General features: G+C 59.4%; 14 protein-coding genes and 1 tRNA gene. 5 read left to right on the top strand and 10 right to left on the bottom strand.

Annotated elements, in window-relative coordinates:
- Positions 1-296: 296 nt before the first annotated feature.
- Positions 297-611 carry an HAD-IA family hydrolase gene (locus tag ACR0LW_RS13165; protein WP_480882903.1) on the bottom strand — a complete coding sequence of 105 codons (315 nt, stop codon included), beginning with the start codon at positions 609-611 and terminating at the stop codon, positions 297-299.
- Positions 503-1,066: an HAD family hydrolase gene (locus tag ACR0LW_RS13160; RefSeq protein WP_480882902.1), complete on the bottom strand. Its 564-nt coding sequence runs from the start codon at positions 1,064-1,066 to the stop codon at positions 503-505. Before ACR0LW_RS13160 ends, ACR0LW_RS13165 begins: the two co-directional genes overlap by 109 nt.
- Before the next feature lie 106 nt (positions 1,067-1,172).
- Here ACR0LW_RS13160 and ACR0LW_RS13155 point away from each other — a divergent pair.
- From ACR0LW_RS13155 to ACR0LW_RS13140, 4 genes are all read left to right on the top strand, one after another.
- Positions 1,173-1,246: transfer RNA gene (locus ACR0LW_RS13155), tRNA-Gly, on the top strand.
- Positions 1,247-1,514: 268 nt separating this feature from the next.
- Complete coding sequence (locus tag ACR0LW_RS13150; protein WP_480585044.1) at positions 1,515-3,335, top strand: ABC transporter transmembrane domain-containing protein; 1,821 nt, start codon at positions 1,515-1,517, stop codon at positions 3,333-3,335.
- Between the two features lie 160 nt (positions 3,336-3,495).
- Complete coding sequence (locus ACR0LW_RS13145; protein ID WP_480882901.1) at positions 3,496-5,385, top strand: acyl-CoA synthetase; 1,890 nt, start codon at positions 3,496-3,498, stop codon at positions 5,383-5,385.
- Positions 5,386-5,397: 12 nt separating this feature from the next.
- Positions 5,398-6,321: an alpha/beta hydrolase gene (locus tag ACR0LW_RS13140; protein ID WP_480882900.1), complete on the top strand. Its 924-nt coding sequence runs from the start codon at positions 5,398-5,400 to the stop codon at positions 6,319-6,321.
- A 9-nt stretch (positions 6,322-6,330) separates the two neighbouring features.
- Here ACR0LW_RS13140 and ACR0LW_RS13135 read toward each other — a convergent pair whose 3' ends face one another.
- Positions 6,331-7,167: an alkaline phosphatase family protein gene (locus ACR0LW_RS13135; RefSeq protein ID WP_170455009.1), complete on the bottom strand. Its 837-nt coding sequence runs from the start codon at positions 7,165-7,167 to the stop codon at positions 6,331-6,333.
- A 176-nt stretch (positions 7,168-7,343) separates the two neighbouring features.
- Between ACR0LW_RS13135 and ACR0LW_RS13130 the strand changes: the two genes are divergently transcribed.
- The gene (locus ACR0LW_RS13130) at positions 7,344-7,841 is read left to right on the top strand and encodes a TlpA family protein disulfide reductase (RefSeq protein ID WP_480882899.1); all 498 of its coding nucleotides are present in this window, start codon (positions 7,344-7,346) and stop codon (positions 7,839-7,841) included.
- A gap of 55 nt (positions 7,842-7,896) precedes the next feature.
- On the opposite strand, the gene ACR0LW_RS13125 is transcribed toward ACR0LW_RS13130, so the two are convergent.
- The 7 genes from ACR0LW_RS13125 to ACR0LW_RS13095 form a co-directional block, all read right to left on the bottom strand.
- Positions 7,897-9,534 carry an ABC transporter ATP-binding protein gene (locus tag ACR0LW_RS13125; RefSeq protein WP_480882898.1) on the bottom strand — a complete coding sequence of 546 codons (1,638 nt, stop codon included), beginning with the start codon at positions 9,532-9,534 and terminating at the stop codon, positions 7,897-7,899.
- Entirely contained in the window at positions 9,531-10,346 is an 816-nt protein-coding gene (locus ACR0LW_RS13120; protein ID WP_480882897.1) for an ABC transporter permease, read from the bottom strand. Before ACR0LW_RS13120 ends, ACR0LW_RS13125 begins: the two co-directional genes overlap by 4 nt.
- Positions 10,343-11,299 carry an ABC transporter permease gene (locus ACR0LW_RS13115; protein ID WP_170519884.1) on the bottom strand — a complete coding sequence of 319 codons (957 nt, stop codon included), beginning with the start codon at positions 11,297-11,299 and terminating at the stop codon, positions 10,343-10,345. The genes ACR0LW_RS13120 and ACR0LW_RS13115 overlap by 4 nt, the downstream gene beginning before the upstream one ends.
- Before the next feature lie 15 nt (positions 11,300-11,314).
- Positions 11,315-12,898: an ABC transporter substrate-binding protein gene (locus tag ACR0LW_RS13110; RefSeq protein WP_480882896.1), complete on the bottom strand. Its 1,584-nt coding sequence runs from the start codon at positions 12,896-12,898 to the stop codon at positions 11,315-11,317.
- Between the two features lie 238 nt (positions 12,899-13,136).
- Positions 13,137-14,240 (bottom strand): glycerate kinase type-2 family protein, encoded by a 1,104-nt coding sequence (locus tag ACR0LW_RS13105; RefSeq protein ID WP_480882895.1) that lies wholly within the window; start codon positions 14,238-14,240, stop codon positions 13,137-13,139.
- Positions 14,240-14,677, bottom strand: a complete 438-nt coding sequence (gene dtd / locus ACR0LW_RS13100; protein ID WP_170624416.1) for a D-aminoacyl-tRNA deacylase — start codon at positions 14,675-14,677, stop codon at positions 14,240-14,242. Before dtd ends, ACR0LW_RS13105 begins: the two co-directional genes overlap by 1 nt.
- A 32-nt stretch (positions 14,678-14,709) precedes the next feature.
- A complete protein-coding gene (locus ACR0LW_RS13095) occupies positions 14,710-15,426 on the bottom strand; it encodes a nitroreductase (protein WP_480882894.1) in 717 nt (238 codons plus the stop codon).
- Positions 15,427-15,448: the final 22 nt, after the last annotated feature.

Raw genomic sequence — 15,448 nt, 5'->3', positions numbered from 1 at the left:
CCTAATAGCGGCTGCTCCAAATGGTCTTGGCAAACGTTTGCCATGATCGTCCGCCGAAGATTGCAAAGTCCGCTTTCTGCACATAGCTGCCGGTCGTGAGACACAGTGCTGGTAGCGCAGCGAACGGCAGCTTGGTGGCCATTGCGGCCCTGTTTGCAGTGTTCTATGACTCATTCGCATCGCCGCAGCATTGGAAGATTCAACGGCGATTGCAATGAATATGGATGCCGAACTATGATGCCTGCGCACTTTCTGAATGCGGTATCGTTGCTGCAAAATGATCTTCTTGTCGTCGGTTAAACGGTTCTGTCTAAAATCTGCCTAGCAGCGGAGAGTATGGAGTCTTCTGTTGATGACGGCCGCGGCTGATGTTGCGCCTCATCTCCAGCTTGATACTTTCCCGTTCGGAGAAGAATGGCGGCTCCCAATCCTGCTTTCAAAGCGCCCGCGATATCGTTTTCGGCATCATCGCCGACCATTGTGACCTCCGCAGGGTCTCGTTTCATACTGTTGGCGGCGGCGTGGAAAAAGGCAGGTGCGGGTTTGCCGAACAGAAGTGCCTTTGTCCCGCTCGAATACTCGAGCGCCCGAGCAAATGCGCCCGCATCCATGCTGAGTCGTCATCTGCATCACGAAAGATCCTGTTGGACGCTAAAGCAAGAAAAGGCGCGCCATCTTTGTTTAGATGAAAGGCAGCGTTCAGCCTTTCATAGGTGAAGTAGGGACCGGCATCTCCAACTATGACCGCGCAAGGACCTGACCTCCGGCAGGTCGCAAAGTCTTCCTCCAAATCTGGATGGATTAGCAGATGCGGCGCGTATCCGTTCTTTTCAAGCCAGGAACATGCGGCGGCCGCCGGTGTCATGACCTCGCCTGATGATGCGTCTATTCCAAACCCGCGAAGCTTGTCCAAAATCGCACGCTTTGGTCGGCGGGTTGAGTTCGTTAGGAACCGGATCGGTAGACCCGTGTTTCGCAGGCTCGAGACCGCTTCGGCAGCACTCGGCAGCGGTTGGTCACCCTGATACAGAACTCCAGCGATATCGAGCAAAACGCCGCGCGCCATACCAGCCTCGCACAATCCAAAACAGCTTTTATTGAGGTCAAATTGACCCGCTGATAGTTCACCCTTGACGCCCACTTGGCCATCACATAGGAAGGCGAAACCTTGAGCGGGTATAGCTTAATGGTAAAGCCCCTGCCTTCCAAGCAGGCTATGTCGGTTCGATTCCGTCTACCCGCTCCAAGAATTAATCTCCGACACTTTACCTATAAAACCGTGCTAGCATATCGGCAAAGCTGTTGAGAAGATTTATAAAACCGCGATCATCGTAATAGCCTTCCAAGCAGGCTATGTCGGTTCGATTCCGTCTACCCGCTCCAGTTGTTTCCCCTTAAATTTCTGCGTCAAATGGCCCTGTCGGACCAGCAATCAACTGGGTCCTGCTTGACCCCGGATGCCGCTGCCGCCAAGAAGCATGGACCCAGCAAAGTTCAGGAAACAAGGGCCCCACATGGCAAGACGGACTGAAACCAGTCAACCGACCGCACCGGCACCCGGGGCCAGCGAGGAACGCGCGACCTCTAAGAAAATCGGCGTGCTGCGGGCGCTCTGGCCGTTTATGCGGCCTTACAAGCTGTTGATGCTCGGTGCGACCCTGGCCTTGATTCTGACGGCGAGCATGACGCTGACCCTGCCGTTGGCGGTGCGCCGCGTGGTGGACAATTTCCGCATTCAGGATGGCGAACTGCTGGATTGGTATTTTCTGGCAGCACTGGTTATCGCGGGCATTCTGGCTGTTGGAACAGGTATCCGCTACGCGCTGGTCACACGCTTGGGTGAAAGGGTCGTGGCCGACATCCGCAAGGCCGTCTTTGACCGTGTCATCGGCATGAGCCCCGAGTTTTACGAACGCATCATGACCGGCGAAGTGCTCAGCCGGATCACCACCGACACGACTCTGATTCAGTCGGTGCTGGGCTCGTCCGTCTCGATTGCCCTGCGCAACTTGCTGATGTTTGTCGGTGGTCTAGTGCTGATGCTATTGACCTCGGCCAAGCTGACCGGGCTGGTTTTGTTGCTGATCCCGGTGGTCATTGTTCCAATCCTGGTTCTGGGCCGCCGCTTACGGGCAATCAGCCGCGAGAATCAGGACTGGATTGCCGCGTCCTCGGGCAATGCGGGTGAGGCCTTGGGCGCGGTCCAGACAGTTCAGGCCTTCACCCACGAACAGGCCAGCCGCGCACAGTTCGATCAGATGACCGAGACATCCTATGTCGTCTCGCTGCGACGCATTCAGACCCGCGCGGTTCTGACGGTCATCGTCATCTTTCTGGTCTTCTCGGGCATCGTCGGGGTGCTGTGGATGGGGGCCAACGACGTGCGAAACGGGGTCATGACCGAGGGCGTTCTGATCCAGTTCGTGATCTACTCGATCATCATGGCAGGCTCGGTCGCCGCCCTGTCCGAAATCTGGAGCGAACTGCAGCGCGCCGCTGGCGCGACCGAGCGTCTGGTCGAATTGCTGCATGCCGAAGACACGGTGACTGACCCGGCGCAGTCCAAGTCGCTGCCTTTGCCTGTTCGCGGTGAGATCCGGTTTGAGGACGTAAGCTTCCGCTATCCCGCAAGGCCGGATGTGGTTGCGCTGGACAATCTGTCCTTGCAGGTGAAACCGGGGGAGACGGTTGCTTTTGTGGGCCCCTCAGGCGCGGGCAAGACCACCGTGATCCAGTTGATCCAGCGGTTCTACGATCCAAATGCAGGGCGTGTTCTGATCGATGGCGCAGACCTGCAGGATCTGGATCGGGCAGAGTTTCGGACGCATATGGCGCTGGTGCCGCAGGATCCGGTGATCTTCGCCGCCTCGGCGCGCGAAAACATTCGGTTCGGCCGTCTGGACGCCTCGGATGCCGAGGTCGAGGCTGCCGCGCGGGCCGCTGCCGCGCATGAGTTCATTGCGGCTTTGCCCGAAGGCTATGACAGTTTTGTAGGCGAGCGCGGCGTGATGCTGTCGGGCGGTCAGAAACAGCGCATCGCCATCGCCCGCGCCATCCTGCGCGACGCACCGGTTCTGCTGCTGGACGAGGCGACCTCGGCCCTGGATGCGGAAAGCGAACGCGCGGTGCAAGGTGCGGTGGATCAGATGCGGGCGGGGCGCACGACGCTGATCGTGGCGCACCGTCTGGCAACCGTGAAAAAGGCAGACCGGATTGTTGTGTTGGAGGCCGGGCGTATCGTTGCGCAGGGCACCCATGACGATCTGGTGGCACAGGATGGCCTGTATGCCCGTCTGGCGCGGCTGCAATTCACCGACGGGGTCGCTGCGGAATGAAGTGACGTACCGAAATTCCCGGTTCCGCCGCAGCGTCATTCTACATTTTGAGCATTTTCGTCGCTAAGCGCTTGCTTGCGTCGGCAAGGTTGTGATCCCATCTTAGGACGGATCATAACCGCGTGTGGCGCGCGGGAGATTATAAGACGGGAGGAGCCACATGGCCTTTGTTGGGCTGGAAGACAAAACGCGTGTTGAACAGGAAATGCCGTGGGAGGATCGTGACCTGCCGGTTACGTTTCATCAATTGCTGTCACGGACAGCCGGGAAATTTCCAAATCACAACGCAGTCAGTTTCCAAATATTTTCAGGCCCCAATGACAAGGCCGAAACGCTGACGTGGTCGGACCTTCTGGGACAAGTCAATCAGGCGGCGAACCTGTTCCGCTCGCTTGGAGTTGGGGAAAAGGATGTGGTGGCTTATGTGCTGCCCAACTGTAACGAGACCCTTGTGACCATGATGGGCGGTGCCGTAGCGGGGATCGTGAACCCGATCAACCCACTGCTGGAGCCCGAACAAATCGCAGCGATTCTGCGTGAGACGGGCGCCAAGGTCGTCGTGACGCTGAAGTCATTCCCGAAAACGGATGTGGCGCAAAAGGTGGAAGAGGCCGTTCGACACGCGCCCAAGGTCAATACCATCCTGGAAATCGACCTGAACCGCTATCTGACTCCGCCCAAATCGTGGATTGTTCCTCTGTTGCGTCCGAAAATGGGCGACAAGGAAAAGCTGGCCCATGCGGATTACAAGAACTTCAACAAAGAGCTGGCCAAACAACCGAAGACGCTGACCTTCGAAGACAGCAAAGAAGACCGCGTCGCTTGTTACTTCCACACCGGTGGCACGACAGGCATGCCCAAGGTGGCACAGCACAAGTATTCCGGCCTCGTCTACAATGGCTGGTTGGGTCATACGCTGCTGTTCGATGAAACTGACGTCATCATGTGCCCTCTGCCCATGTTCCACGTCTTTGCTGTCCACGTCATCATGATGGCGGCGGTGTCATCTGGTGCCCATGTGATCTTCCCGACACCGCAAGGGTATCGTGGCGATGGCGTATTCGACAATTTCTGGAAACTGATCGAACGTTGGAAGGTCAGCTTCATCATCACGGTGCCGACGGCAATCTCGGCCAAGATGCAGCGCCCAGTGGATGCGGATATTTCCTCGGTCAAAACCGCCTTCTCGGGTTCGGCGCCGCTGCCGGTTGAACTGTTCCGCCGGTTCGAGGAAGCCACCGGCGTTACCATCGTCGAAGGCTATGGCCTGACCGAAGCCACCTGTCTGGTGTCCTGTAACCCCGTGGATGGCGAGAAAAAGATCGGCTCGATCGGTATCCCGTTCCCGTACACGGATGTCAAAATCCTGCAGGACGGCCCCGATGGACCCAAGGATTGCGCAGCGGATGAGATCGGAGAAATCTGTATTTCAAACCCGGGCGTCTTTGCGGGCAACACCTATACCGAAGCCGATAAGAACGTGAACCTGTACCACTATGACAAATACCTGCGTACAGGCGATCTGGGTCGTTTTGACGAGGACGGCTATCTGTGGATTACCGGTCGTGCCAAGGATCTGATCATCCGTGGCGGTCACAATATCGACCCGGCCGAGATCGAAGAGGCGCTGTTGGGTCACGAAGCCGTTGCCTTTGCCGGTGCCATTGGCCAACCCGATGCGCATGCGGGCGAAGTGCCTTGCGCCTTTGTCGAACTGGTCGAGGGGGCCTCGGTCACCGAAGAGGCCTTGATGGAGTTCTGCAAGGTGCATGTCCACGAACGCGCGGCGCAGCCCAAGCATATGACCATCCTTTCGGAACTGCCCAAAACCGCCGTCGGCAAGGTGTTCAAGCCTGATCTGCGCAAACATGCCATTACCCGGATCTACAACGGTGCGTTGGAAACGGCAGGCGTCGATGCGCGCGTAGTCTCGGTCATTGACGATAAGAAACGCGGCCTAGTCGCGCAGCTTGACGCGAACGGCGCGTCAGAGGACGATGTCAGCAAAGTGCTGGGGTCGTTCACCCGGCCATGGGAGTGGGCTGCCTGACCGGGAGGGAACATGGATTATGAACGTCTGATCGATGAGGAAACTTGGGCGTTCATAAGACGCACGGCGGAAAGCTATCCTGACGACGCGGTGGATCTGTCGATTGAGGATCAGCGCCGGGTTTATGACACGATGTGTCAGGACTTTCGCCAGCCCCGCCCAAAGGGTGTAGAAACACAGGACAGGCGCGCCGATGGCGTGCCTGTTCGCATTTATACGGCCGGAGATCCCACCCGGACTGTGGTCTATTTCCACGGCGGCGGATTTGTTGTTGGCGGGCTGGACAGTCATGACGACGTCTGCGCCGAGATCTGCGCACAGACTGGGTATCGAATCGTGGCGGTGGATTATCGGCTTTGCCCCGAACATGTGCACCCGGCGCAGTTTCAGGATTGCCTGACTGCGGTGAACTGGGTCGTGTCGGAATTCGGTGACCCTATGGTTCTGGCCGGTGACAGTGCAGGCGGCAATCTGGCCGCTGCGGTCGCCCATCAGCTTCGGGGGCAGGGGGCGGAAATACTCGGCCAGGTACTGATCTATCCGGGATTGGGCGGGGATAACTCGAAGGGTTCGTATGTCGAACACACCCACGCGCCGCTTTTGACGCGCGACGAGATCCTGTTTTACGAGAATGTCCGCTGTGGCGGCCCCGCCCCGCACGACGATCCGACCTACGCGCCGCTTCACGACAGTGATTTCTCGGGCCTGCCACCGACCGTTGTTGTCACTGCAGATTGCGACCCGCTGCGCGACGACGGCTCGACCTATTGCGAACGTATTTCTGCCGCCGGCGGGCAGGCGCACTGGATCAACGAGGCGGGCCTGGTCCACGGATACCTGCGTGCCCGAACCTCGGTCAAACGCGCGGCGGACAGTTTTGAGCGAATCTCTGTCGCGATCGAGGCTTTGGGTCAGGGCATCTGGTCCTACGACTAAAGCCCAAGATCACGTCAGGAACGGTTTCCCCTTCATGGTGTCCGCAATCGGAGCACCCATGCGGTTCAGGATCGTGGGCGCCAGTTGCACCTGTTCAATTACCGCGTCCGCGTCGGGTCCGGTTGCATCCCCGAAATAATACAGCGCAGTTTCCTGCTGTAATGGCCCGCGCCCGCCGTGGTGGCCGCGTTCATCCTGACCATGATCGGCGGTTACGATGACGTCATAGCCCAATTGCCGCCAACGCGGGATGAAGGGGGCAAGCATTTCATCCGCGACAAAGCAGGCGTGGTCCATTTCCTCGCAATCATGGAAGAAGCGGTGGCCCATACTGTCCAGCGTGCAGGTGTGCAGAATGCCGTAATCCAACCCAAAGCGCAGGCACAGGTTGGTCAGGGTCGCATACAGATCGACATCTGACGGGGTCATCTGATTGGCGCTGCCATAGCCGGTCATGGTGTGGAACCGACCGTGGTTGATGGTCATGCTGTCCGGCTCGTCATATTCAACATCGCGGACATAATCGAACGGGTGGCGGTTGAAGAATTGCGACCAATAGCTGTGGGTCACGGCTCCGGTCACGCCACCGGCTTCGCGGACCTGACTGAACACGTCCTTATGGCTCAGGCGAAAGACGTTGCCGTTGCCGGTACAGCCATGTTCCTGCGGCGTCACACCGGTGTGGATCGAGGCATAGCAACTGGCCGAGGTCGAAGGCAGCACGGCGCGCAGTTTCCAGACCTTTGCCTCGCCACTGTCGACCCAGCCTTCCAGATTGCCGAACAGGCGACGGAAGTTGCGCCAGGGAACACCGTCCAGAATGATGAGAAGGAGTTTGCGGTCCATGTCAGGCGTCCTTTGCTACTGCTGATGCCTGTTTGACGCGCCGGGCCGCGCCGGGCAATGCGAAAAACGACATGTTGCCGGTCGAAGGCGCGTTGAAGCCGATGCCGCGATTGTGAGGTCGCCTGACCGCGCGAACGCATATGCTTCTGACCAGGCGAAAACACTCGGGACGAACCATGGCTAAAGTCTCAAAACGAAAAAAGGCGCAGATCGAGAAGGCGAAAGCCACTTCGGCACAGGGCGCGTCGCGTCGCGATGTTCTGAGGCTGGCGCGCAATGGTGCAATCGCTGCGGCAGTTGTGGGCGGCGGTGGGTTTTTCACGATACGATCCGTCCGGGCAATGCAGGCCGAGCATGACCTGACGCGGGTCGGGCAGGGCAAACCGGTCGTGGTGCAGGTGCACGACCCGCAATGTTCGACCTGTACCGCGCTACAGCGGGAAACCCGCAAGGCGATGAAGCAGTTCGGGGAATGCGATCTGATCTATCTGGTCGCGGATATCAGCCAGCAGGACGGGGCCAGATTTGCAAATCAATACGGCGTGCCCCATGTGACCCTGTTGCTGTTCGATGCCGAAGGCGGGCTGCGCCAAACCTTGCAGGGGATGCGTTACCGGGATGAACTGAGGCAGGTTCTGACCCGACACCATCAACGCTACGGCCAGAAGGCATAGCCCAAAGGAAAACCGGCGGGCCATCGACCCGCCGGGTTCTTTTTGAAGCCCCGGATCAGTTCCCGGCGCTTTGCATCTTGCGATGGGCGACGACCTCTTCCAGCCAGCCCAGATGCATCTCGGGCACCGAGCTGAGCAGAAGGTCGGTATAGTCGTCGAACGGCGGGCTCAGCACCTGTGATTTCGGGCCATAGCGGACCACGCGCCCCTGATACATCACCGCAATGCTGTCGCTGATCGCACGGACCGTTGCCAGATCGTGGGTGATGAACAGATAGGCCACGTTCTCGATCTTCTGCAGGTCGAGCAGCAGTTTGAGAATGCCATCCGCCACCAGCGGATCCAGCGCCGAGGTGACCTCATCACAGATGATCATCTTGGGTTTGGCCGCCAGCGACCGCGCAATACAGACACGCTGTTTCTGACCACCGGACAGTTCTGCCGGATAGCGGTCGATGAACTTTTCGCCCAGTTCGATCTCGTCCAGCAACTCGATGATCCGTTTGCGCTTTTCCGCGCCACGCATGCCAAAGTAGAACTCCAGCGGGCGGCCAATGATCGTGCCAACGGTCTGACGCGGGTTCATCGCCACGTCGGCCATCTGATAGATCATCTGCAACTCGCGCAGATCCTCGCGGGTGCGGCCCTTGAGGTCGGACGAAAGCTTGCGACCGGCAAAGGTGATCTCGCCATCGCGTGGCGGCAGCAGGCCGGTGATCACCCGCGCCAGTGTGGACTTGCCCGAACCGGATTCGCCCACAACCGCCAGCGTCTGCCCCGGATGAAGCTCGACGTTGACGTTGTGCAGCACGTCGAAATTCAGCCCCTTGTAGCGCGCGGTGATGCCGTCGACGGTCAGCACCGGATCCGGCGTGGGCTGTTTCTCTTCATGCTCAATCGAACGGACCGAGACCAGAGCCTGCGTGTACTCTTCCTTCGGGTTGTTGATGATCTGGTCGGTGTCGCCGTATTCGACCGTATTGCCCATCCGCAAAACCATGATGTCATCGCTGACCTGCGCCACGACCGCCAGATCGTGCGTGATATACAGCGCGGCAACGCCGGTATCGGCAATGGCTTCCTTGATGGCCATCAGAACGTCGATCTGGGTGGTCACGTCCAGCGCGGTGGTGGGCTCGTCGAACACCACCAGATCAGGCTCGGGGCACAGCGCCAGCGCGGTCATGCAACGCTGTAGCTGACCGCCTGAGACCTGGTGCGGATACCGGTCACCGATATTATCCGGATCGGGCAGGCCCAGCTTGGCGAACAGTTCACGCGCCCGGCCTTCGGCAACTTTGCGGCTGAACTTTTTCTGTTCCACAGCCGCTTCGACCACCTGATCCATGATCTTTTTGGCCGGGTTGAAGGACGCAGCGGCGGATTGGGACACATATGTGACCTCACCCCCGCGCAGCTTGCGGATGTCGCCATGGGACGTTTTCAGAATGTCACGTCCGTTGACCCAGACTTCACCGCCGGTGATCTTCACGCCACCCCGGCCATAGGCCATCGAGGCAAGACCGATGGTGGATTTACCGGCCCCGGATTCGCCGATCAACCCCAGCACCTTGCCGCGTTCGAGGTCGAAATCGACCCCGTGCACGATTTCGATGTCATGAGGCTTTTCGCCCGGCGGATACACCGTCGCGCCAATCTTCAGCCCGCGGACTTTGAGAAGCGGTTCACTCATCCCCGGCCTCCTTTCAGCGATGTGGTGCGGTTCAGGACCCAGTCAGCCACAAGGTTGACCGAGATTGCCAGCGTCGCAATAGCGACAGCGGGATAAAGCGCCGCGCCAATGCCATAGACGATGCCGTCCTTGTTTTCCTTCACGATGCCGCCCCAATCCGCCAGCGGCGGCTGGACGCCCAGCCCCAGGAAGGACAGGGTCGAGACAAACAATACCATGAAGATGAAACGCAGGCCCAGTTCAGCCACCAGCGGAGACAATGCGTTGGGCAGGATCTCCCGGAAGATGACCCAGACCTGGCCTTCACCACGCAGGCGCGCGGCTTCGACATAATCCATGACGGCGATGTCCACCGCGACGGCGCGTGCCAGACGATAGACGCGGGTCGCATCCAGCAGGCCCATGACGATGATCAGAACAGGAATGGTCACCGGCACCATGGCCAGAACAACCAGCGCGAAGATCAGCGACGGGATCGACATGATCAGGTCAACGGTCCGCGACATGACCTGATCGGCCCAGCCCCCCAGCACAGCGGCCAGAAAGCCCAGAACCGAGCCGGTCACGAAGCTTAGCATCGTTGCCGCCGTGGCGATAAAGATCGTCGTGCGCCCGCCATAGATCATACGGCTGAGAAGATCGCGGCCAATGTTGTCGGTGCCCAGCCAGAACTCTTTGCTGGACGGCTCCCACACGTCGCCGACCACTTCGGCCATGCCGTAGGGGGCCAGCAGGGGCGCGAACAGGGCGATGATGAAATACAGGACTGTGAAACCCAGCCCGATCATTGCAGAGATAGGGATGTTCTTCATTTCGGATGCCTCAGCCTTGGGTTGGCCAGAATGGCAACGATGTCTGCAATCATGTTCAGTCCGATATAGATGGCCGCAAAGATCACCCCGCAGGCCAGAACAACCGGCACGTCACGCTTGGTCACATGGTCCACCAGATACTGGCCCATGCCGGGATAGACGAACACCACCTCGACCACGACGACGCCAACGACCAGATAGGCCAGGTTCAGCATCACCACGTTCACAATCGGTGCAACGGCGTTGGGGAAAGCGTGACGGTAGATGACCTGAAAGTTGCTCAGGCCTTTCAGTTCGGCGGTTTCCACGTAGGCCGACTGCATCACGTTCAGGATGGCGGCGCGGGTCATGCGCATCATATGCGCCAGCACCACGAGGGTCAGAACGATGACCGGCAACGCGATCGAGTTCAGCTTTTGCCCAAGGGACATGCTGTCGTTGATCATTGCCAGTGGCGAGAACATACCCAGTTTCACGGCCACGAAATAGACCAGCACATAGCCGATCAGGAACTCGGGGATCGAAATCGTCGTCAGGGTGACGGCCGAAATCATCTTGTCGGGCCAGCGGTTCCGGTAACGAACAGCCAGAAGGCCCAGGAAAATGGCAAGCGGCACCGAGATAATCGCGGCCCAGAACGCCAGGAACAGAGTGTTGCTCAACCGGCTGCCGACGGATTCGGCAATATCAAGCTTGTTTGTCAGGGATTGGCCCAGGTCACCTTGTACGATGCCACCCAGCCATTCGAAATAACGGGTCAGGGCCGGACGGTTGAGGCCCATTTCCTCGCGCAGGTTCGCCAGCGCCTCGGGGGTTGCGGATTGGCCGAGAACCGCTTGCGCAGCGTCCCCGGGAAGGGCTTCAGTGAGGCCGAAGATCAGAGCCGATGCACCGAAGAGAAGCAGGAGTCCCAGCGCAAGGCGCTGGGAAACCAGTTTGATGATAGGATGCATTATCCGGGGTCCGTTTTATGCGAACCACAATTTGCGCGAAACCTGACCGTTCATCAGCTCGCCGTTCGGGTCGGTTTCCCATCCATCCAGCACATTGCTGGAAGCATCGACAAAGTTGTTGAACATCGGGCAGATCAATCCGCCCTCGTCGCGCACCATCATGCCCATCTGGCTGTAGAGGCCCTTACGCTTGTCCGCGTCCAGTTCGGCCCGGGCAGCAAACAGCAGATCGTCGAATGCCTGCACCTTGAAGCGCGTGTCGTTCCAGTCTGCGGTCGACAGATACGCGGTGGCATACATCTGGTCCTGAACCGGACGACCACCCCAGTACGAGGCGCAGAAGGGCTGCACGTTCCAGACCTCGGACCAGTAGCCGTCATTGGGTTCACGCTTGATCTCAAGCGGGATACCGGCCTGTGCAGCGGTTTGCTGGAACAGCGATGCGGCGTCCACGGCACCGGGGAAGGCCCCATCCGCAACGCGCAGAACAATGGGTGAGCCGTCATGGCCGGACTTCTTATAGTGCTCTGCCGCTTTCTCGACGCTGAACTCGCGCTGGGCGATTGTTTCATCGAACAAAGGATACGCCGCATTGACCGGCATGTCGTTCCCGACAGAGCCATAGCCACGCAGAACCTTGTCGACCAGTTCTTCACGGTTGATCGCGTATTTCAGCGCGGTGCGCAACTCGTTGCTGTCAAACGGGGCCGTGTCGCAGTGCATGATGAACACATAATGACCGCGGCCCGGTGTCGACTGGACCGTGATGTTTGGCGCGCGGCCCAGCAAGTCGGCAACCTTCGGCTCGATCCGGTTTGCAAGCTGAACCTGTCCACCCTGAAGCGCAGCAGTCCGTGCAGTCGCATCATTGATCACAACGTTTTCGACGCTGTCAAAATGGGCGTCGTCATTCCAGTAGTTGGCAAACTTGGTGAACAGGTGGCGCACGCCGGGTTCGTCGACTTCAACCTGGTATGGACCTGTGCCGATACCGGCGGCTGGGTTGTCCATGCCTCCATCGGGCTGAATCACAAGGTGATAGTCCGACAACAGATAGGGAAGGTCGGCGTTTGCTTCGGTCAGAGTAACCTGAAAATTGTCGCCATCGGCCTTCATCGATTCGATGCCCTTCATGATGCCGAGGGCACCGGATTTCGAATCTTCGTTCGAGTGACGTTCCATGGTTTTCAGAACGTCTTCGCTGGTCATGGTCTTGCCGTTGTGGAACTCGACCCCCTGACGCAGCTTGAATGTCCAGACCTTGGCATCCGCGCTGCCCTCGACGCTTTCGGCCAGACGCGGCTCGATCGTGCCGTCCGGTGCGACCTCGACCAGCGTATCCCCAAAGTGGCGTCCGTTCATATAGGGAACCGAGCTGGCATAGGTCGCAGGGTCCAGCGAGTTGGTGGACTCACCGCCCTGAAGACCCAGTTTCAGATCGCCGCCCTTTTTCGGGCCTGCCGCCCGTGCGGCATCCGCGAACATTGTGCTGGCCATTGCCGCCGACACACCCAAGGCCGCAGCTTTCCCCATGAATTCGCGGCGCGTGAGTTTGCCCGCAGTGACCTGGCTGGCCATGTGCGTGAGTTGTTCGTTCATTTGGTGTATCTCCCTGTTGAGTGATGTGTGCCCTTGAGGGGCTTATTATTGACGCATGAGTCAACGTTGGCGTATTTCCGGCGACCGGGCAAGTTTTATTGTTCCGCGTGCATTGATGTCAGACGCAATCATATTTCCTGACCGCGGGCTGGCAGAGTTTCGTTTCGGCGGTGCTATCCGTAGTTCATGAAACAAAAGTGACGGGCTGAGCCCGGAAGGTAGCATACAAAGCGTCAGATCAGCCTCGGATTGCGACAATCAGGTCCATCACATTGGTACCCGTCGGCCCTGTCACCAGCAAAGCGTCTGCCTGTTCAAGGAATGTGCCGCTGTCTGCGGCATTCAGCGCCTGCTCGGCCCCCTCTGCCCAGGTTGCGCCTGTGATGACACCCCCGGCGGCGTTCGTCGGGCCATCGGTTCCGTCCGTTCCGCCCACGACAACCACCAGATCTTCGAGGCCCGAGATCTCTTTGGCCAGCGCAAGCGCAAGGGCCTGATTGCGCCCGCCACGACCCGGAGAGTCCGGCAGAACAACCGTCGGCTCGCCACCAAAGACCATTGCGCCGGGTCCCATATCGCGTAGGCGTTGCCCGACATAAGCCGCAACCGCCAGATAGTCATCGTGAAGCGCTTCTTCATTGGCGTGAACTTGCAGACCGGCAGCCTGCGCGCCCTTGGCTGCGGCGTCGCGGGCATGCGCGTTTGAGGCGATGATCCGGGTGCTGGCATCAAAGTCATATGTCTGGGGAAGGGAGCCGATACCGGATCCGATGACGTTCAGGTCGTCCCCCGGCACGTCCGAGATCGCCAATACCGTCGCCTTGCCGCCTTTGAAATGCGACAACAGCCCACCGCCTTTGACCCGCGACAGCTTGCGCCGTTCTGCATTCATCGTGGTGATGTCCAGCCCTTCGGCCAGCAACTGTCGGTTCAGGGCGGCAAGGTCCTGCAAGGATTTACCGGGCACAAGATCCTCGGCCAGCGAGGAGGCGCCGCCTGACACCAAAAGCAACAGATGCGATCCCGCTGCCATCTGCTCCACGGCTTCACGCAGGGCGCGGCCCCCGTTCAGGCTGCGTTGATCGGGCACGGGATGAGAGGCCTCGATCACCTCAACCCCATCCGGCAGATCGCGCCCGTGATCGTCCTTGGTCACCACAAGGGTCGGGACATCCCCGAACTGATCCAAGGCTGCCCGCGCCATGGCAGCGGCAGGTTTGCCCACAGCCAGAATGCGGTCGGGTCGGGGAACACCGTGCAGGGCCGCTTTTGTCGCCGTATACCCATCAACCGCCGCCACGCCAGCCCGCCAGAACTCGATTGCTTGTTCGGTGTGCGTCATCAGTTTTCCATCCAGATCGTCACCGGCCCGTCATTGACCAGTTCAACTGCCATATCCGCCCCGAATTGCCCTGTTTCTACCGGGATACCATGCGCGGCGAGGTCTTTGGCAAAGGCTTCATACAGGCGTTCCCCGACATCCGGCGGGGCCGCCGCGGAAAAGCCGGGGCGGTTGCCGCTTGAAGTATCAGCCGCCAGCGTGAATTGGCTGACCACCAGGGCCGATCCGCCACTATCGACCACCGAGCGGTTCATCTTGCCCGCTTCATCCTTGAAGATACGCAGCCGGGCTATCTTTGCGGCCAGTTTCGCGGCCTGACCTTCGTCATCTCCCTGCATGGCGCAGACAAGGATCATCAGGCCGGGGCCGGACTGCCCGATAACAGACCCATCCACCGAGACTCTGGCATGTGAGATACGTTGTATGACTGCGCGCAAAGCTCCCCCCTTCGGTATTTTTACCTGCCGGTTTAGCCGCGCCAGTCGATAATGTCACCCAATGCGGCCCGGTCGGTGCGAAAACTGTTCGCCGGGTGATCGGCATCGGCATAGCCGAACGAGATTGCGCACAGGATCAACCGATCATCAGGAATATCGAAATACTTGTGCAGGAAGGGGCCGTAGGCTGCGACAGCGGCTTGCGGGATGCTTGCAACCCCAAGCGCCTGCGCGGCCAGCGTGAACGCGGTGACGAACCCGCCGCTGTCCATTGCGCCATAAGGCCCAAGTTCGGCCGGGCTGGACAGGATCGCGCAATGGGGGGCACCGAACAGGGCATAGTTTTCCATCATCTGGCGCGCCGACCCCGCCCGGTCGCCATGTTCGACGCCAACGGCTGCGTACAACGCCCAGCCGCAGGCGCGCCGTCGATCCTGATAGACGCCGGAATAAGAACTGGGGAAAGCAAGGTCCGGAGCAGGCGTTCCGGTTTCGACTTCATCGCGCAGCGCGCGGCGGAACCGATCCGTTTCCTCTCCGCTTGTGATCACCAACTGCCAGGGCTGCGCATTGCACCAGCTGGGCACTTGTGAGGCACTGGCAACGATTTGCTCGATATCCTGTTGTGGCACCGGGTCCGGGCGAAATGCCCGGCACGAATATCGATCCGTCAACAATGTGTTCAACGCGGATAGTGTCACGGCGATCTTCTCCTTCCCGGCAATCGCGCCGAAGATGACCGCCGCCATCAGGATGTGCAAGGGGCTGGTT

Source organism: Ruegeria sp. N4, from assembly GCF_056531425.1.
The sequence above is the reverse complement of the archived record's forward strand: the minus strand, read 5'-3'. Positions and strand labels throughout refer to the sequence as shown.